Source organism: Sphingopyxis sp. Root1497 (genome assembly GCF_001427085.1).
In the GTDB taxonomy this organism is placed as follows: domain Bacteria; phylum Pseudomonadota; class Alphaproteobacteria; order Sphingomonadales; family Sphingomonadaceae; genus Sphingopyxis.
In genome coordinates this window covers 1-24,987 of the sequence record NZ_LMGF01000001.1, presented here as the reverse complement: position 1 = coordinate 24,987, position 24,987 = coordinate 1, and the positions used below count along the sequence as shown (strand labels likewise).

Sequence of the window (24,987 nt, the reverse complement as noted above, 5' to 3'; positions counted from 1 at the left end):
CCGGCCTCCTGCTTGCGCCCCGCCTCCTGCCGCGCCAGAAGGCGGCAGGGGGAATGAGCATGCGAACTATCGACCCAGCGATGCTTGAGCCGGACCAGTTGGCCTTCTGCATCGAAACGAACGGGGCTATCGACGCGCGCAGGTTTGTCGATTTTCTAGAGTGCTTCGGCAATGTCGAGACTGTCGCCTTGCCACTAGATGGCATGGACATCCTCGAATTATCGAACGGCAGCTTCTTCGGAAAGCTGCGAATTCGCTGGAACGATGAGCCTTCCGATGAGGACCGTCTCACCGCGTTGGAAGCTGAGTTTGTTCGGCTTCGTGGAAAGATGGAGCAAAACGAAGACCCCGTGCTCCAAACCGCGAAGCGGGGTGCCGTTGCCTCCGAAATCGCAGCCGCCGCGGCTCGAAGATCGGCGGCAATATCACTTCGACAATACCGGGAATCGGTGAAGGGCCGTCACATACAATATTACTTCGCCGCCGTTGCGACCGCAACACTGATGCTCGCGGTGTGGGAAAAGATGAGCAGCCCCGACCCCAACCCCTGCGCAGAGGCGGCCTCCGCGATCATGGATCTCGACGGCGCGCCGCGGATCCACCTGTGGACGCATCTTGAGCAAATTTGCGTCCATCGCCAGTCGGTCGGCCACGATCCGCGCGGAAGCACCCACAAGCCTCACCTTCCTGTCAATTCCGCCGACGATAACCCGATGTTATCTCGTGATTTCATTATCGACGACACGGCCGATGCAGATGCCTCATCTCCCGCGATATACGACCGCAAGATCTTCGACCCCGCCGTTTTCGCCACCGACGCGCGTACGCGGCTCCAGCAGTCGGGCGCCTGGAATCGACGAATGATCGAAGTCGAGGGAATGCTCACCTCGATGGGCGATGCCTTCCACCTTGAGATTGCGCCTCCCCACCATGGCCTGACCGATGTGGTCGTGCTGCTTCCCGATCAGATCGATCTGCGCGTGGACCACCGATATCGCATTTCGGGTGACCTCTATCAGGCCGACGGCGAGATACCCGTGCTGACGGCCCGACAATGGGAGGTGATGCGCAGAAAGCGCTGACACCATGGCGCTTGCGCGTCTTCGGCTCACCCGGCAAATGCCGTGCAGGGGGAATATTCATGCGACACTTCGACCCGGCGGCCATGGAGCCCGGGGAAATCGCCTTTCGTATTCATACGAACGGCAATGTCACCACGGACAACTTTGCGAGATTTCTGTCGCAGTTCACCCAGGGTCCCGTTGCTGCGCTGTTCCCGCCGTTTGACATCGAAATCGACCGGATATCGAAGGGCAGCATCTTCGCTCTGCTGCGCGTCGTCTTTCGCAACGCGCTGACGACCGAGGACGAGGATCGAATCCGGCAGATCGCCGAGAAGGCGATTCAGCGGCACGAACAGGCAAATGATGCGCTCGGGACCGATGTCGATCTTCGGCGCGCGGTCGAAGGACTGAGTCCAAAGCTCGATCTTCTGATCGAGGAACAACGCGCGGCGCGCCGCGACGCGTGGGAGCGCGATCGCAACAGGGATCGCAGCGGCAACAAGGCTTTTCGCGTAGCCGCCGCCGGCCTCACAATTGCCGCACTGGCGCTCGTCAACGACTTCGCAGGCAATGCAAAAAGCGTCGACCCCGACCCCCCAGCGACCGTCGTTGCCGATATGATGCAGTTCAATGGCGTGTCGGGTATCGATCTTTGGTGCGACGGGGACCACATCTGGCTCAACCGGTCCAATATCCCACATTACCAGCATCAAGCGATCGCGGCCGTCCTCCACGCCGATACCGGCACGGTAACCGCCAAGGGCAGCGACGCCCAACTCTCGCGCAACTTCATTCTCGACGACGCGACGCTCGACGGCGGAAGCGACGATTCGCCCGCCCTCGGCGCCTTCGATCCCGGCATCTTCAATCCGACTGTTTTCAACACCGGCGACCGACCAAAGCGGGCCATCAATCTCGGCGACGCCGCATCCCCCCATGGCGGGGACTGGGCCGCCGTGCCGGAACACGCCAGCGACTGGATCACCGTGCAACTGCGCGGGACTGTGCGTTATCGCGGCAAAGTCCCCTTTTTCTTTCCCGAGGGTGCCCCCGATGACCGCGCGCTGTTGCTGGTCACCAACAATGAAATCAAGGTTCCCGATGGCGAGGAACTCCAGATCATCGGCGAGGCCTTCATCGGAAAAGGCCACGACGTCCTAGTCGCGCGCATCGCGACGGCGATCGACGACCTGACCGACTGACCCGCTCACGCCGCCACCTCGAACTTCCCGACCTCATTGCGCCACGCCGACGAGCCGGGCCGCGCCCTCAGCGCGAACATTTCCAGATACGGCCGGTCGCACAGCGCCGCGGCGCGCGAGTCTAGGCCACCTGCGGCATGCGGTAATATGCGATACTGCCTCGATAATCGGCTAGCGGGCGCCCGCCCTCTGCCGCTGCGGCGTGCCAGCCGGTCGCCTCGACTAAGGCGGGTCCTTGGTCATCAAATCAAGACGCCGGGGCCGCTGGAACCACTCACGCGGGATATCAGACCAGGCGGACGTCAATCAAAGCCGCCGAGAATATTGGACGACCTAACAAATAGCCTCAATATGAGACTTGTTCCGCTTGCGAACCGGTGCAGATTTTGCACACGTTGCCCCGGCTGGTCGGCGCCTGTCGTGAGAAGCGGGCGCTTTAGGGTGCGGCGTCGGGCAAATGCATCGGATCCGAAACATTTGGTCGCGCCCGCCAGTCACCAACGACGACACGGCGGAGCGGTGGTTGAGCAAATCCGGCTAGTTGACAAATCGGACCATTTTTCATATTCAGTTGCGGCAACACTCGCGCAACCGAAAAGGGGCCATTCGTTGAACCTCGCCGAAGCTTTCCTCCAGGACCAAATTCCGATGGCGCAACGCGCCCTCGTTCCCACCGCCCTTCGAAGCGCCTATTCGGCCGCTAACGCCATGATCGCTGGCGAGCCGATGCTCAACCTTCCCAGCGCGATTCCCCAGCACGGACGTTTGATCCAGTTGGCGGTTGATATGGCGTTCGAGAAGCTTGTCGCTTCGGGGCAGTTCGGTGTCGACCTTCGTTGGCGTGATTTTGCTAAGCCGACCGGGAAGTATCTTGAAATCCTTTTCACTCATTCGGCGCTGACAATTAGCCAAGTGGCGGACCCGACGAAGCAGCCGCGCGACGTGGTGTTCCGCGAGAACAAGCGGATGGCCGGTCAGGTTTCCATGGATTTTATGAGGGACGAGGCGCAGGAAGTCAGCGGACGCCCTCATATCTTGCTCCTGCACGGTCATCGCAACCTCAACTTCGCGCACCTCGCCATCCCCGAGCCGGAGCATCGGCTGGGGTTTCAGCACAAGTCGTCGAATCTGATGCTGATGATGCACGCCGTGCCTCAGATCGAGGTTCCTATGGAGGAAACCGACATTGATGCGGTGATGTCGCTGAAAGAAGACATTGAAAAGCGGATGCGCGATGACGGAACACAGTAATATCGTTCAGTTCCCGGCCGCCCGTTCCAGTCGGAGCGGGCGGCTTTTGATTCCGGCGCGTCTTCGCGATGCCCGGAAGTTTCTGCGTATCTCGCAGGATGAGTTGGCAGCAAAAATCGGTGTGTCGCGTCAGGCCATTTCCCAATTTGAACGTGGCGATCGCTCACCCGAACCCGAAAACTTTGCCGCGCTGGCCGCGGCCCTTGAACAGCCTGTCGGATTTTTCACGACCGAAGAAGCGCCGGTTTTCGGCGCCTACTCGACTCGATTTTATCGTAAGTTTGGATCGGACACCGCGCGGCGCCGTGAGGCATCCGACACCGTTGCGAGTTGGCTTGTGCAGGTAGCGAAGGTGCTCGACGCTTCGGTCAACTATCCGCCGGTCAAGGTTCCAGAATATGACGTTGCCGATTTCGGCGAGGACGGCATCGACGAGATTGCTCAGAGAGTTCGCGCAGACTGGGGATTGGGCCTCGGCCCCATTTCGAACGTGCTCGCACTGTTGGAATCGAACGGCGTCATCGCTTGCCGATATCAAATGGTCGGCGAGAAGGTCGAGGCGTTCTCATTTTGGAATGGCGACCGACCGTTCATCTTCATGGCATCGGAAAAGAAGGCCGGTGTGCGCTCACGTTTCGACTTAGCGCACGAACTTGGTCATCTGGTGATGCACCGCCATATCGACTCCGCTGACATCGAGGACAAAGACTTCTTGAAGGAGATAGAGCGCCAGGCTGATCGCTTTGCCGGAGCTTTCCTTCTGCCCGCGAACTCGTTCCCGAACGAGGTATTTACGCCGCGTCTTGACGCCTTTCTGGACCTCAAGCGTCGCTGGCGTGTGTCGGTGCAGGCAATGATTTATCGTTGTTCGGACCTTGGCATTTTCGACGATGGGCAAATCCTGAATATGCGCAAGCAGGTCTCGTTCCGAAAGTGGCGTACGCAGGAGCCTCTGGACGATCCCTCAATCATCCCTTTGGAAACCCCTCGATTGCTGACCAAGGCTTTCGAGATGGTGGAGCAGAGCGGGCGCATGAGCGTGGACGAATTAAAGAACACGATCCAGATCAACCCTTCCATTATCGAGATGATCTGTAACTTGGCACCGGGGCGCCTCGCGGATGCCGAGCCGTCGTTGAATTCGCCCAGCCTGAAATGACCGCTTAGCCTACTCCCACTCCGCCTTCGCCAGCCGGCACCTGTTAAGCCCGACAATCCCGCTCGTGGTCATCAGGCGGCAGGCGGCGTCTAGCTGGCGCGCCAGAGCCTTGGCCTATGCGTCGCGGGCGTCCTGCACCGGCGGCCGCCTGTCTGGTCGCAATTGCTCGCTTACGCCGCTGCGCCGAAATACGTCTTTTAGGCATGCCCGCTGCCTGCCTTCACCCGGCCTTGCGCGGTTGGGTCGCTGCAAGGCGGCACTGACCAGCGAAGGCCTGCTATTTCCCTCTGGGATCGTGACTGCGCCGCTTCGCTGCGAAGCGTGCACGAGCATTGCCTGCCTGATGGGCTATGACGCCCACGATCAATAGCGTGATCCATGTCGCTTCGACGTGTGACCCGCCGAAATACCAGGCAAAACCAAATGCGACGACGCCGATCCACGCGCCTCCTTCGTGCAGTTTTCGTCCCATGATATAGCCGCTCGCGGCGGACAATGCGGCCACAACGCCTAGCGCCTCCCAATTCATGGGCCTCCCCCTCCCTTGCCGCTAACTTGGCACTTTTCCTAACCGCCCATGGCCATCCAAGCTGAACGCTGCGACGCTCGATCCGCCGAATTGGTGTGGATAATATCAACGCCGTGCGAGGGATCTTGGCTGGCAATGAGTCTTCGATATGCCGCACTTCGTTTACTGCGTCGGGCCATTTCTACCGTCGCTCTTGCTCGCTCGGCTTTCAAATTGTTCTTACGCGCATCAGCGAGGTGCCGCGGTAGAATTGCAGCGCCGTTGCCGCATCTTCCCGTCGGGTGCTGAGCGGCAACGCAAGCGTGCGCTTTTTCATCACTACCGAGTAGCCCACTCAGGATCGAAATGCGAAAGAACAGCTGCTCGTATGAAGTTGCTGCCGGAAGACCGGGGAAGCATGCGCTGAATTCGCTCAGGTAGTCTCGAGGTTTCCGGCCGAGGCGGGGAGTTCGACGGGTGAACTCATTCCGCGCCAATGCTACGGTTTCAGCAAGGATCGGGCCGCTTTCTTTTGACAGGCCGCAGCGATGGAGCGCCCGCCCGAGTTCATAGAGCTGGTCAATATGGGGTGCCACCGCGTTCATGCGTGTACAATAATACGGTTCCGACGCAGGCGATATAGGCGGGGACAATATGACCCACACATTCTGCGCGAAAAAAATTTAGTGCGGGCGCCCGAAATAGATTTTTGGCGATCTGCGCGGGTGCCCCCGCCGGGGTGCGGGTCGACGCGGCGACGAGGCGCCACCCCTCGACCCTGCGACGCCCCGTCCGGCGGGCGGCGTCATCGACGATGACGGCTCACTGTGCATCGGTTGTGCGGTCTGGCGGCCAGTTCCCCCCCCCGATCCGCGGAAGTCCGTTTTGCATATGTTGGAGGCCAATGGAGCCAGCGACTGCCAACCGCAGCCAACGCCCGGGCCGCACAAAAACAACGAGCTAAGTCGAATAGGAAGGATTTCGGCGAGGCTCCGTGTCGGTCGCCGTCAACAAACCGGCCGACAACTATCTCCTTGATATCAACAAGGAAAATTAGGATCATAAGGCTCCACGACAAGGAGACCGACGATGGGACAAGTGATCCAATTACGCCCACTGAGCTGCAAGCGTTGCGAGGTGCGCAGGTATCAAATCGCTGACGCTGCAAATGATTTAGAAGCGATGATGCGACTGGCTCTGAATGGCAAATCGAAACCCGCGAGGCTCGACGCACAGGCGTGGCTGCAAGAGCGATATCGGGTCGAAGTTGTTCGCTGATTAGAAACCGCTTATTAGGGATGCATTGGGGACATTCGATCCGTGCATCCCTGAAAGCCGCGTAAAAGCTGGTGACCCCTACGGGAATCGAACCCGTGTTTCAGCCGTGAGAGGGCCGCGTCCTAACCGCTAGACGAAGGGGCCGCACATGCCGGTTCGGCATGAAGACCGAAAGATGGTGACCCCTACGGGACTCGAACCCGTGTTTTCGCCGTGAAAGGGCGACGTCCTAGACCGCTAGACGAAGGGGCCGTCGTTCGGTGAAGCGGCGCATTAGCCGCGCATGTCCCCATGGTCAAGGACTCTATCGGCGCTTCTTCAACCGGGCCGCTTATGGCACACGGCCTGCAGCTTGTTGCCCTCGGGATCGCGCACATAGGCGCCGTAATAATCGGCATGATAGTGCGGGCGCAGCCCCGGCGGACCGGCGTCGCTGCCGCCATTCGCCAGCGCCGCGGCGTGGAAGGCGTCGACCGTCGCGCGGTCGGCGGCGACGAAGGCGAGGTGGCTGCCGTTGCCGGCGCTCGTCGGCTGGCGGTCATAGGCGGGGCCGATAAACAATTTGGGGCCGGTGGGGGTGCCATAACCCTTGGCCGCGCTCTCGCGGACCAGTTCGGGATGGCCGAGCACCGCCATGATCGCGTCGTAAAAGGGTTCGGCGCGGGCGAAATCGTCGATGCCGAGCGTGGTGTGGCTGTACATGACCGGCTTCCCTCTCTGACGTCCCTAATCGGCTCCTGCGGCATCGCCGAGATGCCGCTAATCGGCCCCTGCGGCATCGTCCAGATGCCGCTAATCGGCCCAGGCGGCATCCTCCAGATGCAGCTCGGCGGCCGGGCGGCTGCCCCAATCGTCGCGCTTTGCGCGCCCCGCGAGCCATAATTTGCGCCCGCGTGCGTGCAGCAATGTCTGCCCCAATTCGGTTTCGGCGCTGCGAAAGGCGATCGCCTTGAACCTTGCACCGTCGTCGCCCGACACGGTCAGGCGGACATGGTCGGTGCCGACGATGCTCGCCTCGACGATTCGCACCGGCCCGGTCGCGACGCGCGGCGCCGGCCAGCCCGCGCCATACGGCCCGGCGCTCTCGATCGCCTCGCACCACAAAGGCGATATCCCGCGCGGCGCCAGCACCGCGTCGATCAGCAAGGCGCGGTCGCCGCTCGCGCGCTCGACATCGGCGGCGAGCCGCTCGTTGAGGAAGGCGCCGAGCGCGTCGAGCTTGCCGGCCTCGACGGTCAATCCCGCCGCCATCGCGTGACCGCCGCCCGCGATCAGCAGGCCGCTCTCCTTGGCGGCGAGGATCGCGGCGCCAAGGTCGACGCCGTTGATCGAACGCCCCGACCCCTTGCCGAGACCGTCCTCGCCCAGCGCGATGACGATCGCCGGCCGGCGGAGCTTCTCCTTCAGCCGCCCCGCGACGATGCCGATCACCCCGGGGTGCCACCCCTCGCCCGCGACGATCGCGACCGGCGCGTTGGCGGCGCGCTCGCTCATCGCCATCGCCTCGTCGAGCACCCCTGCCTCGATCGCGCGGCGTTCCTCGTTCAGGCGGTTGAGTTCCTGCGAAATGTCGGCGGCTTCCCGCGGGTCGCTCGTCGTCAGCAGCCGGACCCCGAGGTCCGATTTGCCCACGCGCCCGCCGGCGTTGATTCGCGGGCCGAGCGCGAAGCCCATGTCGGTCGCGGTCGGCGCCTTGGTCAGCCGCGCCGCGTCCATCAGCGCCGCCAGCCCGATATTGCCGCGCCGCGCCATGATCTTCAGCCCCTGCGTCACCAGCGCGCGGTTGAAACCGGTCAGCCGCGCGACATCGGCGACGGTGCCGAGCGCGACGAGGTCGAGCAGGTCGAGCAGCGCCGGTTCGGCGCGCCCGGCGAAGAAATCGCGTCCGCGCAGCACGCGCAGCAACGCCGCGCCGAGCAGGAAGGCGACCCCGACCGCCGCCAGATTGCCGTGCACTGCTGCGTCGGGTGCCTCGTCGAGCCGGTTCGGGTTCACCACCGCGAAGGCGGCGGGCAGGGTGGTCGCGCATTGGTGATGGTCGACGATGATCGTCTCGATCCCCGCGGCATTGGCCTCATTGATGGCGTCAAACGCTTGCGCGCCGCAATCGACGGTGACGACCAGCTTCGATCCCGCCTCGCCGATCCGGACCAGCGCCGCGCCCGACGGGCCATAGCCCTCCATCAACCGGTCGGGGATATAGGCGCCGACCGGGACGCCGAGATCGCGCAGCAGCCGCACGAGCAGCGCCGCCGAGGTCGCGCCGTCGACGTCATAATCGCCGAAGATGGTGATCGCCTCTTGTCGCTCGACCGCGTCGGCGAGCCGCGCGGCGGCTTCGTCCATGCCCTTGAACAGCGCCGGGTCGGGCATGAAGCCGCGTAGCGTCGGCGCGCGCTGGCGCTCGAGGTCGTCGCGCGGCACCCCGCGCGCGAGCAGCAACTGGGTGACGAGGTCGTCGGGCGCGAGGTTTTCGGACGCCATGTCGGCGCTCGCGCGGCGCCAATGCCACGGCTGCCCGGCGATCGAGCGCGTGATACCCAGAGCGGTGTCGGTCATGCCCGTGTCTTGGCGGTCAGGATGCGCGCGCGCAACGCCTGCGCCACGCCGAGCGGGATTGCGGGGATTTCGTGGCTGGCCAGCGAACTGCCGCCCGGCACCCCGAACACCAATGTCGCGAGGCCGAGCGGGCGCAGGATGAAGTCGGTCTTGAGGTCGGCGCTCTGCACCGACGCGTGCGGCAGCAGGGTGGTCTTGGGTTTCCACATCCCGCGCCGGATCGCAATCTGCTCGCCAAGGTCGATCCAGCGGTGGAAGCGCGCCGCGAACAGCGACCCCAGCGCGATCAGCACGCCGATCACCGGCCCCAGCCAGCCGAGCGGCTGCCCGAACGACACCGCCGTCAATCCGCCGATCGTGGCGCCGGTCGCGCCGACGAATCCGCCCAGCGCGACGATGCGATGGCTGTGCTGCCAGTCGGCGTCCTCGGCGGCGCGCGCGATCGCGATTTCGGTCAGGACCGGGTCGATGTCGGCGAGCTGCGCAAAGGGGACGACCTGATGGTCCTTCTCCTTGCCGCCGTCGCTCGCGAGGCTTTGCAGCCGCAGTTCGTGCCACCCGAAGCGCCTCCGGAACCAGCCGGTGACGAGGATCGCCGCCTGCACCCGGCGCACCGGGATCGCGACGTCGGTGCGCGTCGTCAGCCCGCGGGTGCGGCGCAGCGAGCGCGGCTCGCGGGTCAGGCGGAACCCCCAGTTTGCCAGCAGCATTGTCGCGATGCCGCTCGCGAAACCGATGAACAGCAGCGAGATCAGCGCGCCGAGCCCGGCGATCCAGCGGTGCGCGATCACCCACTGGTCCAGCCCATATTGGCCGGCGATGTCGATCCAGTCGCGCGGGTCGAAGACATTGAAGTCGAACGGCAGCAGGCCGTCGAAAAACTGCATGCCCGCGCCAACCACGGCGAGCGCGGCGAGCGAGAAGTTGAACAATCCGGCGAGCAGCAACCGGCGCGGCCCCATCGCGAACAGCAGCCGGTCTTCGCCCGCCGTCGCCGCGACCGCCGGATCGGCCGATGCCGCGGTGGGCGCCGCGGTCGCCGGTTCGCTGCGATGCGCGCGGATGGTCGTGCGCAGCGCCTGCGCCGCGTCGAGGCCGATCGCGTCGAGATTGGCCTCATTCTCCTTGCCCGCGCCGCCCGCGCCGGTCTCGAACCCGACCTTGGCGATGCCGAGCGCGCGCGCGATCAGCCCCTGTTCGATGCCGACGTCCTGGATGCGGTCGAAGGGGATGGTGCGGTGCTGGCGTGACAATATGCCGCTTTCGATGACGATCTCGTCGGCGCCGACGAGGAAGCGGAAACGCAGCCATTTGAGCCAGGCGGAAACGAGGGAAATGACCAGAAAGGCGAGGATCGCGGGGACGATCCACACCCAGTTGCCGGTGAAGCCGAGCGCCGCGACCGCGGGCAGGAAGTTCAGGCTGCGCGGCCCCAGCCTGACGATCGCGAGCGCCAGCGTCGCCGGGTGCAGCCGCTGCCAATCGGGTTCGGCTTCGGCGGCCGGGGCCGCGGGGGCTGCGGGGAGGGCGGCGACGCTCTCGCTCATGCGAAGTCGGTCTGGATATGGCGGCGGATCGTCTCGCGCATCGCGGCGGCGAGGTCGGCGGGCAGCCCGGGCAGGGTGACCGTGCTGTTGTGCGTCCCCGATGTGTGGACGATCAGGTGCGACAGCCCGAACCAGCGCTCGACCGGCCCCTGCCCGACGTCGATATGCTGGACGCGGACAAAGGGCACGATCGTGTCGGTGCGGAACAGCCAGCCGCGCGCGACGCGCAGCTGTCCCTCGCCGATCTTGTACCCCCAGCGCGATACGCGCCGCGATGGAAAGCTGACGATGACGATGATCGCGATCAGCCAGGCGAGCGCGGTGATCAGCCCGTACGGCCCCTCCAGATGGCGGATCAGCAGCGCGTCGAACACGCTCGCGCCGATCGCCAGCGGCACCAGGTTCATCGCGGTCGTCACGCGCAGCACATGGCCATAGCGCGGATCGACGGGGTCGAGCCCCTCGGCGGCGTTGATTGCGTGCGGATCGAAGGGATCGGTCGGGTGGGCGGCGGCGATGTCGGTCATGATCCTCCGTTAGTCGGTCAGGCGCTCAAGGGACAACTATATTGAAACGCGGGTCGGCGGGTGGGTGCAGCGCGAACCAACTCAGGAACGCCATCCGGTCGCCGTCGATCCTGATCGCCCCCGACTGCAGCAGCGCGGGAAATTGCGCCTGCCCCAGCATGACATCGTCCAATGTCTTGCGATCGATGGTGATCGTCGCGGTCGGCGCCGGGTCGGTGACGCCGTAACGCGGAAACTCGACCCCGCCGCCGACCGAGATCGCCACCGCCTCCTTGCTGTCGGGCAGGACGAACTGGAAGGTCCCGGCCAGCCCCGCGCCCTTTGCGGCATCGAAGCGCGTCGCAAGCGCGTCGAAGAACACGCCCGTCGGGATCGCGCTAACGAAGCTGCGGCTCTGGCCATTGCCCGACGCGGCTTCGACCGCATTGCCGCGCAGGCTCGCGGCGGCGGCGAGATAATAGTTCCGCCAGGCCCCCGATTCGGCCTGATAGCCGAGCTGGTCGTAAGCCGAAGCGAGCGCCGCGCGTGCATCCTTGTGGTCGGGCTGGGCAAAGACCAGCTTGTTCAGCAATTCGGCCGCCCAGCGATACTCGCCCGCCGCGATCGCCGCCTTCCCCGACGCCAGCAGCTTGTCGGCCCCGCCCGCCAGCGCGACATATTTGGGCGCTGACTGTTCGGGGGGCAGCGGGTTGAAATTCGCCGGATTGCCGTCCCACCAGCCGAAATAGCGCTGGTACGTCGCCTTCATGTCGTGGTTCAGCGTGCCATAATAGCCGCGCGTGGAAAAATCGCGCGCCTGCACCGGCGCCTCGGCGGTCGCGTCGGCGAGCTCGTGCAAGGTCGCGCCGCGATTGGCGAGAAACAGCGTGCGGTCATGGACATAACGATAGGCGTCGCGCTGGTTGGTCAGCAGGCTGCTCACCTCGCCCGCGCCCCATGTCGGCCAATGGTGCGACGCCAGCGCGACCTCGGCCTTGCCGCCCCAGCGCAGCAATGCGGCGTCGATGACCTTCGACCAGCGCAAGGCATCGCGCACCTGCGCCCCGCGCAGCGTCAGCACATTGTGCAACGTGTGGGTCACCACCTCGGTCGTGTGCAGCGCCTTATAGGCGGGAATGTAAAAGACGAACTCCGACGGCGCCTCGGTCCCGCCCGCGTCGAGAAACTCGAAGACCAGCCCGTCGATCGTCAGCGTGCCGCCCTTGTCCGACACCGTCTCGGTCGGCTCCATATAGCCGATCGTCCCCGACGACAGCTTCGGCCCCAATCCGGTGTCGACCTGTCCCGCCGGCCCCGGCGCCAGGATCGACCCGAACATGTACAGCGCGCGCCGCCCCATCGCCGCCCCCGCGAGGACATTTTCCGACGTCGCTTCCTCCGAAAAGCCGTGCGGCGCGATGATGCGGATCTTGTCTTTCTTCACCTGTTCGGGGGTGACGATCCCCCCGACCCCGCCGAAATGGTCGCTGTGGCTGTGGCTGAAGATCACCGCCTTGATCGGCAGCTTGCCCGATTTCGCCTCGACGGTGTCGGCGAACAGCTTCCACCCCGCGGCGGCGGCTTCCTCGGACAGCAGCGGGTCGACGACGATCCAGCCCGACTTGCCGCGGATGATCGTCATCACCGAAATATCATAGCCGCGGATCTGCCAGATCTTGCCCGGCACCACCTCGAACAACCCGTGCACGGCATCGAGCCGCGCCTGCCGCCACAGCGACGGGTTGACGGTATCGGGCGCCTCGGGGCTGTTCAGAAACGCATAGGGGCGGCGGTCCCAGACGATCTTGCCATCCTTGCCGGTGATCAACGCCTCGGGGATTTCGGCGAGCTTGCCGCGCGTCGCATTCGCCATGTCGCGCGGGTCGTCGAGCGGCAGGCGCGCCGCCAGCTCGGCCTGTGCGGTGCGGGTGGCCTCGCTCGCGGCATCCTGTGCGGTGGCGGTCAGCGGCAGGCTCGCGGCGAGCAGCAAGGCGGTCAATCGGCGCATATCATCGTCCCCCATTTTTGGGGGCAGCTTGCGCCGCGTGCCCGCGCTTGGCAAGCATCGGCACATGACCGACGCGCCGCCCCTGCTGATCGCCTGGCACAGCCGCACCGGCGGCAGCGAAGTGCTCGCCCGCGCCGCTGCCGAAGGCGCCGCGACGGCAAGGCTGATCGCCGCCGCCGATGTCACGCCCGACGATCTGCTCGCGGCCGGCGGCTATCTCTTTATCGGCCCCGAAAATCTCGCCGCGCTCTCGGGCGCGATGAAGGAGATGTTCGACCGCAACTACTACCCCTGTCTCGGCAAGCTCGAAGGCCGCCCCTATGCGACGATCATCTGCGCGGGTTCGGATGGGCATGGCGCGCTACGCCAGCTCGACCGCATCGCCACCGGCTGGCGGCTGAAACGGGTGGCGGAGCCGGTCATCGTCAACACCGCGGCGCAGACGCCGGAGGCGATTTTGGCGCCCAAGACGATCCCGGCGACCCGCCTCGCCGAAGCGCGCGATCTGGGCGCGGCGCTGGCCGAGGGCATCGCGGCGGGGATTTTTTAGGGCGGGCAACAGCGACAGCATCGGACACTCCAACTGTATTGCAACTATAATACAGTTGGAGTGTCGAGGCAAGCGCCGTCGGCGCGGGTCGATCAGAAACTGACCGTGGCGTTGAAGCTATTATAGATGGTATCGCCGCCACGCGGCGCGTTGGGCGCCTCGCGCAGGAACCGCCCCTTGGCGAGCAGCAACCCGTTCCATTCGAGCCGCAGGCGTTTGGGGATCAGCCAGTAGCGCAGCCGGGCTTCGACCTGATGCCCCGCAAACCGCCCCGAATTGCCGCTCGCATCGCGAACGCCGGTGGTCGAGAAGCTGTCGAAGCGCGAGGCGAGCCACAGCGGGCGATAGGCGACAAAGCCGTCGAGCCGTTTCGACGGCGTGGCTTCGAGGCGCAGCACCGGCGAGACCAGATTGGCGCGGCCGACCGCATTATACAGCCCCGCCGGCGCCAGTTCGCCCCGGCGCATGCCGAACAGCGTGTCGAACCGTCCGAATTTGCTCCCGCGCCCGTCGCCGCTGGCATAATCGAATTCCAGCGCCAATCGCGGCGACCAGCGATGGCGAAACCCATATCCGACCTCGAGATGCGCGAACCACGCCGATACATCGAGCGACGCCGCGGTCGGCGTCGGGCTGCTGCTGATCGTTCCGACCTGATGGATGGTCTCGCTCTCATAATCCCAGCGACCCGGCGCGGGTTCGCGGTAGAAACGCAGCCCGATGGTGTCGAGCGACCGGTCGCGCGTCGGGCGCCGCAGGGCGTCGCGTTCGCCGAGATGATAGAAGGAAAGCTCGACGGCGCTGCGTTTGTCGCCGAACCTTTTGGTCGCCAGCCCGCCCCACAGGACAAGGTCGAAACTCTCGCGATCGAACCGCACCTTGCTGGCGTCGATCGATGCGCGATCGTCGGGCAGGCGGATCTGCGGCAGCGTATAGATCAAGGTTGCTGACGTCGCGCCACCAAGACCCAGGTCGGCGCGCAATCCGGTATAGCCGTTGGTGGTGTTGCGATAATCGTCGGCGGCGATCAGGCGGCGCGACCCCAGGTTGAGCGTGAAGCGGCCCGCCTGAAGTCCCAGGCGCGTCTCCTTGCCGAACGCGTCCGGAATGTCGTACCCGACATAGGCCTGCACCAGTTCGAATGTATTGACCTCGCCCGTCGTCACCGGGGTGCCGGGGTCGTCGCCATAGACCCGGCTGTCGTAAAGCTCGCCGCCGATGCGAAACCCGCTGCGGCGATATTCCGCGCCGACGATGCTGCGCAGGTTCAACAGGTCGTCGGAGTCGTTGAAACCGGTTCGCGCCTGTCCGTCGATGCTTTCGTAACGAAGCCGCACGCTGCCGGTGACGGTCAGCCCGTCCTCGGCAAAAGCGGGACTCGACAGCGCGAGCAGAAGGGGAAGGGAGAGATATCGCAAGCAAACCTCCTCATCTCCGGGCATCGGAGACAAACAGGCAACGCTTGAGCGCGGATGCGCTTGTCCGGGAGGTTGCATCGCCCCGGTGATCTTCCCCTAGGATGAAAGATTATCGGCGGCAAGCGATCACGGCTGGCGCCGTATCATCCCGCCGCTACGCTTCGCCTACCCCTCGCGATGCTCGCCCTTGACCCAGCGCACCGTGCCCGACGAGGCGCGCATCACCACCGTTTCGGTCGTCATCACCCCGTCGCGGCGGTGCTTGACGCCGCGCAGCAGCGATCCATCGGTCACGCCGGTCGCGGCGAAGATCACGTCGCCCTTGGCGAGGTCTTCGAGGTCATAGACGCGGTCGAGGTCCTCGACACCCCATTTGGCGGCACGGCGGCGCTCGTCGTCGTTGCGGAACAGCAGGCGACCCTTGAACTGGCCGCCGACGCAGCGCAGCGCCGCCGCGGCGAGCACGCCCTCGGGGGCGCCGCCGCTGCCCATATAGATGTCGATATTGGTTTCGGGATTGGTCGTCGCGATCACGCCGGCGACGTCGCCATCGGGGATCAGCGCGACCCCGCAGCCCAGCGCGCGCAGTTCGGCGATCATCGCCTCGTGGCGCGGGCGGTCGAGCACGCACACCATGATGCCCTCGGCGCCGCAGCCCTTTTCGCGCGCCACCGCCTCGACATTCTCGCGGATGCTGTTGTCGAAATTGACGATGTTCGGCGAATAGCCGGCGCCGACCGCCAGCTTGTCCATATAGACGTCGGGGGCGTTGAGCAGGCAGCCTTCCTCGGCGATCGCCAGCACCGCGAGCGCGTTGGGCCCGGCCTTGGCGGTGATCGTCGTGCCTTCCAGCGGGTCGACCGCGATGTCGATCTTCGGGCCCTTGCCCGGCGCATTGCCGACCTTTTCGCCGATGAAGAGCATCGGTGCCTCGTCGCGTTCGCCTTCGCCGATGACGATCGTGCCGTCCATATAGAGGGTGTTGAATGCGGTGCGCATCGCCTCGACGGCGGCGGCATCGGCGGCCTTTTCGTCGCCGCGGCCGATCAGCTTCGCGGCGGCGATCGCCGCGGCTTCGGTGACGCGCACCATTTCGAGCACGAGCACCCGGTCGAGATTGCTGCCGGTCTTCGTCATCTTCGCCACTCTCCGTCTTTACTTGTTCCGCCGCATGGGCATGGTGCGCGCCATATGGTCGCCCGCGCCGCTTGTCGAGAATACATCCGTCGATTCGGCGTCGCTCTCGCCGCCGCCTGTGTCATGGCTGTGACGCCCGTCGCCGCGCAGGTGCAGGGTCCGCCCGCGCCCCGGCCCGCGCGCGATGCCGAAAGCGCCGCCGCCAACGCCAAGGACCTGGTCGATCCGATCAAGCGCTGCAAACCCGCCGAGGATGGATCGATCAACGTCTGCGGCAGCGACACCGACCGCCACCGGCTGTCGCCCGAACTGCGAGCGATCGCCGGGGTGGGAAAATCGACGAAGGACAGCCGACCGCCGGCGCCGGGCATCAACCCGACGCCATTGGACAAATTGCCCCACAACTGGATGTCGATTGGCGGCCGCTTCAAACCCGGCCCCGAATATAATCATCTCTATGAAATGGCGAAGCGTGCGACCGACCCCGACACCGGGGTGCCGCCGCCGCCCGAGGACCCCGAACCCTAGGCGAAAACCTCGGCCGCCGTCGCGCCCGGCTGCGACGCGCGATAGAGGCCGGCTGGAACCAGCAACTGCCCGATGAAATAGGTCCCGAGCAAGAGCACCCAAGCGACGCTCATCATCGTTTCGATCAGGCTGCCCGGCGCATTGTTGATGATGACCATGCCGTGGACCACGGCCAGTCCGCCGAACGCGACACCGAACGCAAGATTATAGAGCAGGAAGAAACCGAACAGCCACCATTGGGCGCTTGCCGTGCGTTGCCATGATTCGACATAGGGCGAAAAGGGCTCGAGCCGCCCGCCTGCAGCCATGATCGGCCCGACGAGGCAGAAGCGCGCAAGGAGCCACGATCCGATCAGCGAATAGACGAGCTGGCGGATCGAGGACACGGCCGGACTCGCCGCCGCCCATTCGTTGACGCCGACCGCGAGCATGACCGGCAGCACCAGCACCAGCGCGACGACCAGATAGAGCAGCAGATAAGCGAGGAGATAGGCGACGCCCGCGACCATCCCGTACATGATCTCGGAAATATAGCCTTCGCGCATCTCGGCGAGCAGCGCGTTCCACGCCGCCAGCATCGCGCCGAAGACGATGACCAGGACGATGCCGAGCAGATAGAGCGGCCCGGTGATCGATCCGCCGACGCGGTTGGTCCAGGGGTCGGAAACGATCGCCATGATGTTGCGCAGGCTGAAGATCGGATCGCTCGACAGCAGCAGGAAGGGGAAGACCACCCCCAGCGCCGCATAGACGAGCAGCGCCTGCCAATGCGCGCCCGCCAGCGCCCGCGCCTCGGCCAGCCCGCGTCCGATCTCTATCGTCATGATATCGCCCCCTGTTCCCCATGGGCATGGGTAGCAGGGGCGAAGGCTATTTCAAGCGGGCTAGAGCGCCAGGATCGGCATGTGCATCGGCGCGCCGACGACATGGTCCGACGCCGCGAGCGTGGCGAGCGCCGCCGCGATCGCGCGCGCCGGGCCTTCGTGGGTGACGATCGCGATGACGACGCCGTCGTCCTTCTCGGTGCCGCGCTGGATGAAGCTTTCGATCGACACCCCGGCGTCGCGCATCGCGGTGGCGATTTCGGCGAGCACGCCGATGCGGTCCTCGACGACCAGCCGGACATAATGTTTGCCGACCCGCGCCCCGGCGTCGGCGGCGGGCGCCTCGTCGAGCGCATCGACCGGCATCGCGAAGGCGGGGCCATATTCGTCGCGTGCGATGTCGATGATGTCGGCGACGATCGCCGACGCGGTTGGCCCCGCGCCCGCGCCCGCGCCCTCGAAGAACAGCCGCCCGACAAAATTACCCTCGGCGACCACGGCGTTCAATGCGCCGGGGACATAGGCGAGCGGATGGTCGGCGGGCACCAGGCACGGCTGGACATGCTGGTACAGGCCGCTGCCATCGCGTTCGGCCATGCCGATCAGGCGGACGCGGTGTCCCAAGGCTTCGGCCTCGCGGATGTCTGCCGCGATCAGGTCGCGGATGCCGCCCGTCGCGACCGCGCCGATGTCGAGCTTCGTCCCGAAACACAGCGCCGCGAGGATCGACAGCTTGTGCGCGGCGTCGATGCCGTCGACGTCGAAGGTCGGGTCGGCCTCGGCATAGCCTTCGGCCTGCGCCGCGGCGAGCGCGTCGGCAAAGCTCGCGCCGTTGCGCTCCATTTGCGTGAGGATATAATTGCAGGTGCCGTTGAGGATGCCATAGACGCGCGCGATCGCGTTCGCCGACGCACCCTCGCGGATCGCCTTTATCACCGGGATGCCGCCCGCGACCGCGGCTTCATATTTCAGCGGCGTGTCGGTCGCCTCGGCGAGCCGCGCGAGGTCGAGTCCGTGATGCGCGATCATCGCCTTGTTCGCGGTGACCAGCGCCTTGCCCGCGCCCAGCGTATGCCGCGCCAGCGTCAGCGCCATGCCGTCGGCGCCGCCGATCATCTCGACCACGACATCGACGTCGTCGGCCGCGACCAGGGCGTCGAGATCATCCTCCCAGCGATAGGCCGAGAGGTCGACGCCGCGGTCCTTGTGCCGGTCGCGCGCCGACAGCGCGACGATCTCGATCGCGCGCCCGGCGCGGCGTGCGATCAGGTCGCGGTTGACCTGCAGCAGGCGGACGACCCCGCCGCCGACGACGCCAAGCCCGGCGAGTGCGACGCGCAGCGGCGGGCGCGGGGCAGCGGGGGCGGGGGAAGGCGACATGCAGGCACTCCTTATATATAGAGCCTGCGCCCCTATCGGCTTTTACCGAGGAAACAAGAGTGGAGGAGGCTTAGCCCGCCGGCGGCTTTCTCGTCCGCGTGCAGTCGCCGAGCGCGCCGAGGACGATGCCATAGTCCGACGCCGCCTTGCGCCGGTCTTCGGGGGGCGTGCCCGCCAGCTTGGCGAGCGGCAACTGGCGCGGCAGCCCGCAGGCGAGCCGGTACCAGGCGAGCGTATCGCGCGCCGGCACCGCCGCCGATCCGTCGACGATCTCGCCGAACGCCGCCGCCCAGCGCCGCGATCCGTCGGCGCTGGTCAGGATGGTCAGCGACATTGGCTCGCCGGTCGCGGTGTCGAAGAACAATTGGGTCTCGCCTTCGCCCGGCAGCGTGCCCGGCACATGGAAGCCGTTGGCGAAGCCGCTGATCGCGGGCGCCGCACCCGGCTTGACCAGCTCGGTCAGGATCGCGCGCAGCCGCGCCTCGGTCGCGGGATCCCACGGCAGCTGGGCGTCGGGCGCGACCAGCCGGATGCTGTTCGTGCTGGTCGATCCCGCCGCGCCCGCAGCGACCGGGCGCGCGAAGAGCAGGACGGGCTGCTTCTTTTTCAGCTTCACCGGCTTGCCATTGGCGCCCAGCGGCAGGTCCACCAGGTAAGATATGCGCGCCGCCAGCGGCCCCTTGCCGCGAATCAGCCCGACGACGTCGGCCTCGACATAGAATCGGCTCGAACCCGCGGCGACGCCGGGCGCCCGCTCGGGTTTGAGCGCGGTGGCCGACGCGATGCGCGCATGGATCGCCATCGGCGCCGCGGTGGCGAGATCGGCGACGTCGGCATAGCTGTACGGGCTCGGCGGCGGCGCGGCGGCGGGCGCCTGCATCGCGGAAACCGCCGGGATTCCGCCGCTTAAGCCGGCCAGGGCGATCGCGATGGCGGGAAGGAGCTTGCGCATGGTGGATCCACTTTCTGTTTGTCATTGACACCGGTTGCGGTGGCGGCGTGCCATCTTGGCGCGCGCCACATTAACCGCTGATAAAGGGTTTGCGAACTTGCCGCCACCGCGATAGGACGTCCGACGAAGCGTCCGGCACAGAACATAATAGCCGGAAGCCGCCCGCCGGGTCTGCGGAACGCATCGGAATTATCCGGGCATTTGGCAACTCCCCCCGACGGTTTGGATTGGTGTCAGGATGATCTAGCAAGGAGCGTCGTTCCTGAATGGCTTATGGTGATAGTGTCGACCCTAAAAACAGGGTAGTGGCGATCGTCTTGGTGGGACTGCTGACGGCGGGACTGGGCTACGGCCTGGTCAACGGCCTGAATATCAGCATCGTCAAGAAGCTCGCCGAAAAATTGGATGTGGTGGACGTCGAAGAACCGCCGCCGCCCGAGGAGCCGCCGCCGCCGCCGCCGCCGGACAATGTCCTGCCGCCGCCGCCGCCGGTCGTGACTCCGCCGTCGCCGTTCCCGCCGCCGGTGGCTGCGCCGCAGATTCAGTCGGTGCGCGAGCCGCCTCCGGCGCCGCCGCCGCCGGTCTATATCCCGCCCGCGCCGCCGGCTCCGCCGCCGACGGCGGACCTGAGCGCCGCCGGTACGCCGCGCGGCAACCCCGGGCGCTGGGCGACCAACGACGATTATCCGGCCCGTGCCATGCGCGAAGAGCGCGAGGGGACGACCGGTTTCCGCGTCACGTACAGCGCCGACGGCCGGATCACCTCCTGTGATGTGACCGCGTCGAGCGGTCATGCGGATCTCGATGCCGAGACCTGCAAGCTCATCACGCGTCGCGGCCGGTTCAACCCGGGCAAGGACCGTGCGGGCAACCCGACGGGCGGTAGCTACAGCAACCGCATCCGCTGGCAGATTCCGCGTTGATCGGGACCGGGCCCAGCGATCTGGGCCCAACGATCTGGATTTTTAGTTTTTGACGAAATTTTGAGAGGGAATACCACGATGATCAATCTGATTGCGACCGCCGCCGCCGCGGGTCACCGGAGCTACGGCATGATGCCGTCTACGTTCTGCGAAGCAAAGCTCGCCGACCCCACCAACAAATATGGCGTCTTCCCGGCGCTGTGCGAAGGCGGCTGGATCACGCAGCTGACCGGCCTGGTGCTGGTCATCATGTTCATGGGCACGCTCTACATCCTGTTCACCAAGCTGTTCGAACAGAATAAGGTGATGAACCAGGGCAAGGCCGTCGACGTCAATTTCTGGCGCGCGCCGACCCTCGCCGAGGGTGCTGCGAAGCTCGAAAAGAACAGCGCCTATCGCCAGGTCGTCGAAGACGGCCTGCGCGCCAACGAAGAGCACACCAAGCTGACCGATCCCGTCGAAGCGCATGACTGGATGCACGGCACGCTCGAGCGTTCGCAGAACCACATCAACTCGCAGCTCAACTCGGGTCTCGCCTTCCTTGCGACCGTCGGTTCGACCGCACCGTTCGTCGGTCTGTTCGGTACCGTTATCGGCATTCTGAACGCGCTCGTGAAGATCGGTGCGTCGGGTCAGGCGTCGATTGACGCGGTTGCCGGTCCGGTCGGTGAAGCGCTCATCATGACCGCCGTCGGCCTGATCGTCGCGGTTCCCGCGGTGCTCGCGTTCAACTGGCTGCAGAGCCGCAACAAGGCGATCAGCCGCCGTCTGTCGACCTTCTCGAACGACGTTCTCGGCTCGATCATGTCGGGCGGCCAGGTGAAGCCGGCCGTCGTTGCTCCGGCAAAGGCTGCCCCGGCCGCCGCGCCGAAGAAGGCCTGATTATCTGGCGACCCGGTGTCCGTCGCCGCCCTTCGGGGCGGACGCCGGACACCGGGTCGTCCCGTGTAACTATTTGTGACAGGATGCTGATCCTATGTCGATGAGTGTAGGCGATAAGGGCGGCGAAGACGCCCCCATGTCCGACATCAACACGACGCCGCTCGTGGACATCATGCTTGTGTTGCTCATCATCTTCCTCATCACGGTTCCCGTGGTGCTGGAGACGGTGAACCTCAAGCTGCCCGACGTGGTATTCGAGGCGACGACGACCAAGCCTGAAAACGTGCTGTTGTCGGTGCGTTCGGGCGATACCGACGGCGACGGCCAACCCAACCCCGAAAGCACCGCGTGCGAAGTCTATTGGGGCCAGACCCCGGTCGATTCGAAAGAGCTGCTGAAAAAGGGCCAGGACAAGCTCGAGAAGCTGATCAAGGATATCGGCGGCGTCGAAAACATTACCGAGGAAAATTTCCCCGAAGTGCATATCCGCGGCGACATCAACACGCCGTACCAGTGCATCGGCGGGGTGATCTACACCATGCAATATGCTGGTTTCCAGAAGATCGGCTTCATTTCCGAACCGGCTCCTGGCTCGGGGACGCTGGCGCGCATGTAAGCGCGTTCCGCCACAAGCTATGAAGGAATAAACGCATGTCCATGGCAGTTGGAGATCGGGACGAAAACGAACCGATGATGGAGATGAACACGACGCCGCTGATCGACGTCATGCTCGTGCTCCTCATCATGTTCATCATCACGATCCCGCCCCAGACCCACGCGGTGAAGATCGACCTTCCGGTTCCGACCGACGCAAAGAACAACGTCGATCCGGTAAAGAACAAGGTCATGATCGATCCGCGCGGGACGATCACCTGGAACGGCGCGCCGGTCGATCTGGCGACGCTCGAAAGCTATCTGCTCGAAACCAAGCAGCTGGCGGTCGAACCCGAACTCCAGGTGCAGCCTGATCCCTACGCACGCTATATCGTCGTCGATCGCGTGATGGCGGTGATCAAGCGCAGCGGCGTCGGCAAGCTCGGCTTCGTCGGCAACGAACAATATGCGCGTGTCTTCTGATCGCTGATCGAAGCGACGTGAACAGGCAGGGGGCCGCGAAGCAATTCGCGGCCCTTTCCCTTTGGGCGCTTTGGCTTTAAGGACGCGCCGCATCCCCTCTCCCCGTGCGCCCCACCCGCGCCGACACCAGCAGCAAAAGGGCTTCGCAGATGAAAATCGCCATGATCGGAACGGGCTATGTCGGCCTGGTTTCGGGTGCCTGCTTCTCCGATTTCGGCCATGACGTGGTGTGCGTCGACAAGGACGCGTCCAAGATCGACGCGCTGCACGCGGGCCGCATGCCGATATACGAACCCGGTCTCGATGCGCTCGTCGCGGCGAATGTCGCCGCCGGCCGCCTGTCGTTCACCACCGAACTCGCCCCCGCAGTCGCCGGCGCCGACGCGGTGTTCATCGCCGTCGGCACCCCGTCGCGTCGCGGCGACGGCCATGCCGATCTGTCCTATGTCTTCGGCGCCGCCGAGGAACTCGCCGCCACCCTCGACCATGACTGCGTCATCGTCACCAAGTCGACCGTTCCGGTCGGCACCGGCGACGAGGTCGAACGCATCTTGCGCGAAGGCTCGGCGGGGCGCAGCCACAGCGTCGCCTCGAACCCCGAATTCCTGCGTGAAGGCGCCGCGATCGGCGATTTCAAGCGCCCCGACCGCATCGTCATCGGTGCCGAGGATGCCCGTGGCGAGGCGGTGCTGCGCGAAGTCTATCGCCCGCTCTTCCTCAACGAAGCGCCGATCCTCGTCACCCGCCGCCGCACCGCGGAAATGATCAAATATGCCGCGAACGCCTTTCTCGCGACCAAGATCACCTTCATCAACGAGATCGCCGACCTGTGCGAGGCCGTCGGTGCCGAGGTGCAGGACGTCGCGCGCGGCATCGGCCTCGACAACCGGATCGGCGGCAAATTCCTCCACGCAGGCCCCGGCTACGGTGGCAGCTGTTTCCCCAAGGACACGCTGGCGCTGCTCAAGACCGCGCAGGACCATGACGTGCCGCTGCGTCTCGTCGAGGCGACGGTGCTCGCCAACGACCTGCGCAAGCGCGCGATGGGGCGCAAGATCGTCACCGCGCTCGGCGGCAATGCGCGCGGCAAGACCGTCGCGCTGCTCGGGCTGACGTTCAAGCCGAACACCGACGACATGCGCGATTCGCCCAGCCTCGCGATCGTCCAGACGCTGGTCGATGCCGGCGCGCGGGTCACCGCCTACGATCCCGAAGGCATGGACATCGCGGCGCCAATGATGCCCGATGTCGAGATGAAGGCGAGCGCCTATGCCGCCGCCGACGGCGCCGATGCGGTGGCGATCGTCACCGAATGGGACGCCTTCCGTGCGCTCGACCTCGCCCGCCTTGGCGCGGGCATGGCCGACAAATTGCTCGTCGACCTGCGCAACATCTATCGCCGCGAAGAGGTGGCGCGCCACGGCTTCCGTCACATCGCTATTGGAACCCGCGGCGAATAAAGGCATCATCGCCGACGGGAACGAAAGCCGCCGTGGCGGCTTTGCGATTCCGATGGTTTTTCCGGGGAGCAGAAGCATGACGATCCGTTCGACCTTTGGCCGCAACATGACCATCGGCGCCGTCGCCCTGTCGGCGCTCGCGCTGTCGGGCTGCGACCTGATCGGCCAGAAGAAGGATCCGGCGTCGAATTTGCCCGTTCCCGACGCGAGCGCGCCGCTGTTCGATGCGCGCGGTGCCGATCGCGGCCGCGTCGACATCTTCCGCGATAGCGACGGCCTGCGCCTCGAACTCGTCGCGCGCGGTTTCCCCGCCGGGACCTATGGCATGCACGTCCATGCTGTCGGGCTGTGCGATGCGCCGAAATTCACCACCGCCGGTCCGCACTGGAATCCGACGAGCGCCCAGCACGGCCGCGACAATCCGCTCGGCGCGCATCATGGCGACATTCCCAACCTCGTCATCGAACCCGACACGATCGGCCGCGCGACGCTGCGGATCGTCGGTACGCGCCTGACGGGCGAGGGTGGCCTCCTCGACGCCGACGGTGCGGCCTTCATCATCCATGCCAAGCCCGACGATTACAAGACCGATCCCAGCGGCAACAGCGGCGACCGCATCGTCTGCGGCGTGATCGCCGCCAAGGCGGGTTAGTCCGGAAACGGGCGGGAGCGCCCCATTGATCCTCCCTGTGGCCGCAGGCCATGGGGAGGGGGACCGCCGCGAAGCGGTGGTGGAGGGGCCGAAAGGTTGCACGACGCCCGAAGGCGTCGGCC

25 protein-coding genes and 2 tRNA genes are annotated in these 24,987 nt (G+C 65.4%); 13 read left to right on the top strand and 14 right to left on the bottom strand.

What is annotated here, in order from left to right; all coding sequences use genetic code 11:
• Positions 1-59: 59 nt before the first annotated feature.
• The 4 genes from ASD67_RS00115 to ASD67_RS00100 all read left to right on the top strand — a co-directional run bounded on the left by ASD67_RS00115 (position 60) and on the right by ASD67_RS00100 (position 4,676).
• Entirely contained in the window at positions 60-1,082 is a 1,023-nt protein-coding gene (locus ASD67_RS00115; RefSeq protein WP_156377513.1) for a hypothetical protein, read from the top strand.
• Positions 1,083-1,141: 59 nt separating this feature from the next.
• Complete coding sequence (locus ASD67_RS00110) at positions 1,142-2,266, top strand: hypothetical protein (protein ID WP_056341513.1); 1,125 nt, start codon at positions 1,142-1,144, stop codon at positions 2,264-2,266.
• 609 nt (positions 2,267-2,875) lie between these two features.
• Complete coding sequence (locus ASD67_RS00105) at positions 2,876-3,517, top strand: hypothetical protein (RefSeq protein WP_056341510.1); 642 nt, start codon at positions 2,876-2,878, stop codon at positions 3,515-3,517.
• Positions 3,501-4,676: a helix-turn-helix domain-containing protein gene (locus ASD67_RS00100; RefSeq protein WP_056341507.1), complete on the top strand. Its 1,176-nt coding sequence runs from the start codon at positions 3,501-3,503 to the stop codon at positions 4,674-4,676. Before ASD67_RS00105 ends, ASD67_RS00100 begins: the two co-directional genes overlap by 17 nt.
• A 277-nt stretch (positions 4,677-4,953) precedes the next feature.
• On the opposite strand, the gene ASD67_RS22825 is transcribed toward ASD67_RS00100, so the two are convergent.
• Complete coding sequence (locus ASD67_RS22825) at positions 4,954-5,205, bottom strand: hypothetical protein (RefSeq protein WP_156377512.1); 252 nt, start codon at positions 5,203-5,205, stop codon at positions 4,954-4,956.
• Positions 5,206-5,243: 38 nt separating this feature from the next.
• Positions 5,244-5,789, bottom strand: coding sequence for a hypothetical protein (locus ASD67_RS22820; RefSeq protein WP_156377511.1), 546 nt, complete (start codon positions 5,787-5,789; stop codon positions 5,244-5,246).
• A gap of 484 nt (positions 5,790-6,273) precedes the next feature.
• Between ASD67_RS22820 and ASD67_RS22815 the strand changes: the two genes are divergently transcribed.
• Positions 6,274-6,462 carry a hypothetical protein gene (locus ASD67_RS22815; RefSeq protein WP_156377510.1) on the top strand — a complete coding sequence of 63 codons (189 nt, stop codon included), beginning with the start codon at positions 6,274-6,276 and terminating at the stop codon, positions 6,460-6,462.
• Between the two features lie 69 nt (positions 6,463-6,531).
• Here the strand turns inward: ASD67_RS22815 and ASD67_RS00095 are convergent.
• From ASD67_RS00095 to ASD67_RS00070, 7 genes are all read right to left on the bottom strand, one after another.
• Positions 6,532-6,606 (bottom strand) — tRNA-Glu (locus ASD67_RS00095).
• A gap of 32 nt (positions 6,607-6,638) precedes the next feature.
• Positions 6,639-6,714 (bottom strand) — tRNA-Glu (locus ASD67_RS00090).
• A 66-nt stretch (positions 6,715-6,780) separates the two neighbouring features.
• Positions 6,781-7,164 (bottom strand): VOC family protein, encoded by a 384-nt coding sequence (locus tag ASD67_RS00085; RefSeq protein WP_056341505.1) that lies wholly within the window; start codon positions 7,162-7,164, stop codon positions 6,781-6,783.
• A gap of 90 nt (positions 7,165-7,254) precedes the next feature.
• A complete protein-coding gene (gene recJ, locus ASD67_RS00080; RefSeq protein ID WP_056341502.1) occupies positions 7,255-9,021 on the bottom strand; it encodes a single-stranded-DNA-specific exonuclease RecJ in 1,767 nt (588 codons plus the stop codon).
• Positions 9,018-10,568, bottom strand: coding sequence for a PH domain-containing protein (locus tag ASD67_RS00075; protein ID WP_235535512.1), 1,551 nt, complete (start codon positions 10,566-10,568; stop codon positions 9,018-9,020). Before ASD67_RS00075 ends, recJ begins: the two co-directional genes overlap by 4 nt.
• The gene (locus ASD67_RS23545; RefSeq protein WP_235535511.1) at positions 10,565-11,095 is read right to left on the bottom strand and encodes a PH domain-containing protein; all 531 of its coding nucleotides are present in this window, start codon (positions 11,093-11,095) and stop codon (positions 10,565-10,567) included. The genes ASD67_RS00075 and ASD67_RS23545 overlap by 4 nt, the downstream gene beginning before the upstream one ends.
• 25 nt (positions 11,096-11,120) lie before the next feature.
• Complete coding sequence (locus ASD67_RS00070) at positions 11,121-13,082, bottom strand: alkyl/aryl-sulfatase (protein ID WP_056341496.1); 1,962 nt, start codon at positions 13,080-13,082, stop codon at positions 11,121-11,123.
• 64 nt (positions 13,083-13,146) lie between these two features.
• Here ASD67_RS00070 and ASD67_RS00065 point away from each other — a divergent pair, with 64 nt between their 5' ends.
• Complete coding sequence (locus tag ASD67_RS00065; protein WP_056341493.1) at positions 13,147-13,632, top strand: flavodoxin family protein; 486 nt, start codon at positions 13,147-13,149, stop codon at positions 13,630-13,632.
• 92 nt (positions 13,633-13,724) lie between these two features.
• On the opposite strand, the gene ASD67_RS00060 is transcribed toward ASD67_RS00065, so the two are convergent.
• Positions 13,725-15,050 (bottom strand): alginate export family protein, encoded by a 1,326-nt coding sequence (locus ASD67_RS00060; RefSeq protein WP_235535510.1) that lies wholly within the window; start codon positions 15,048-15,050, stop codon positions 13,725-13,727.
• Between the two features lie 165 nt (positions 15,051-15,215).
• Positions 15,216-16,187, bottom strand: coding sequence for a class II fructose-bisphosphatase (gene glpX, locus ASD67_RS00055; protein WP_056342798.1), 972 nt, complete (start codon positions 16,185-16,187; stop codon positions 15,216-15,218).
• Between the two features lie 123 nt (positions 16,188-16,310).
• On the opposite strand from glpX, the gene ASD67_RS00050 reads away from it, so the two are divergent.
• Complete coding sequence (locus tag ASD67_RS00050; RefSeq protein ID WP_235535509.1) at positions 16,311-16,715, top strand: hypothetical protein; 405 nt, start codon at positions 16,311-16,313, stop codon at positions 16,713-16,715.
• On the opposite strand, the gene ASD67_RS00045 is transcribed toward ASD67_RS00050, so the two are convergent.
• From ASD67_RS00045 to ASD67_RS00035, 3 genes are all read right to left on the bottom strand, one after another.
• Positions 16,712-17,539, bottom strand: a complete 828-nt coding sequence (locus ASD67_RS00045; RefSeq protein WP_056341486.1) for a hypothetical protein — start codon at positions 17,537-17,539, stop codon at positions 16,712-16,714. The genes ASD67_RS00050 and ASD67_RS00045 overlap by 4 nt on opposite strands.
• 60 nt (positions 17,540-17,599) lie before the next feature.
• Complete coding sequence (locus ASD67_RS00040; RefSeq protein WP_056341483.1) at positions 17,600-18,919, bottom strand: homoserine dehydrogenase; 1,320 nt, start codon at positions 18,917-18,919, stop codon at positions 17,600-17,602.
• A gap of 70 nt (positions 18,920-18,989) precedes the next feature.
• A complete protein-coding gene (locus tag ASD67_RS00035) occupies positions 18,990-19,871 on the bottom strand; it encodes a hypothetical protein (RefSeq protein WP_056341480.1) in 882 nt (293 codons plus the stop codon).
• A gap of 266 nt (positions 19,872-20,137) precedes the next feature.
• On the opposite strand from ASD67_RS00035, the gene ASD67_RS00030 reads away from it, so the two are divergent.
• The 6 genes from ASD67_RS00030 to ASD67_RS00005 all read left to right on the top strand — a co-directional run bounded on the left by ASD67_RS00030 (position 20,138) and on the right by ASD67_RS00005 (position 24,865).
• Positions 20,138-20,794, top strand: coding sequence for an energy transducer TonB (locus tag ASD67_RS00030; protein ID WP_056341477.1), 657 nt, complete (start codon positions 20,138-20,140; stop codon positions 20,792-20,794).
• 132 nt (positions 20,795-20,926) lie between these two features.
• Positions 20,927-21,676: a MotA/TolQ/ExbB proton channel family protein gene (locus tag ASD67_RS00025; protein WP_056342795.1), complete on the top strand. Its 750-nt coding sequence runs from the start codon at positions 20,927-20,929 to the stop codon at positions 21,674-21,676.
• A 94-nt stretch (positions 21,677-21,770) separates the two neighbouring features.
• Positions 21,771-22,292, top strand: a complete 522-nt coding sequence (locus ASD67_RS00020) for an ExbD/TolR family protein (RefSeq protein ID WP_056341475.1) — start codon at positions 21,771-21,773, stop codon at positions 22,290-22,292.
• Positions 22,293-22,327: 35 nt separating this feature from the next.
• Complete coding sequence (locus tag ASD67_RS00015; protein ID WP_056341472.1) at positions 22,328-22,753, top strand: ExbD/TolR family protein; 426 nt, start codon at positions 22,328-22,330, stop codon at positions 22,751-22,753.
• A 149-nt stretch (positions 22,754-22,902) separates the two neighbouring features.
• A complete protein-coding gene (locus tag ASD67_RS00010) occupies positions 22,903-24,213 on the top strand; it encodes a UDP-glucose dehydrogenase family protein (RefSeq protein ID WP_056341467.1) in 1,311 nt (436 codons plus the stop codon).
• A 76-nt stretch (positions 24,214-24,289) separates the two neighbouring features.
• Positions 24,290-24,865, top strand: a complete 576-nt coding sequence (locus tag ASD67_RS00005) for a superoxide dismutase family protein (RefSeq protein ID WP_082544787.1) — start codon at positions 24,290-24,292, stop codon at positions 24,863-24,865.
• Positions 24,866-24,987: the final 122 nt, after the last annotated feature.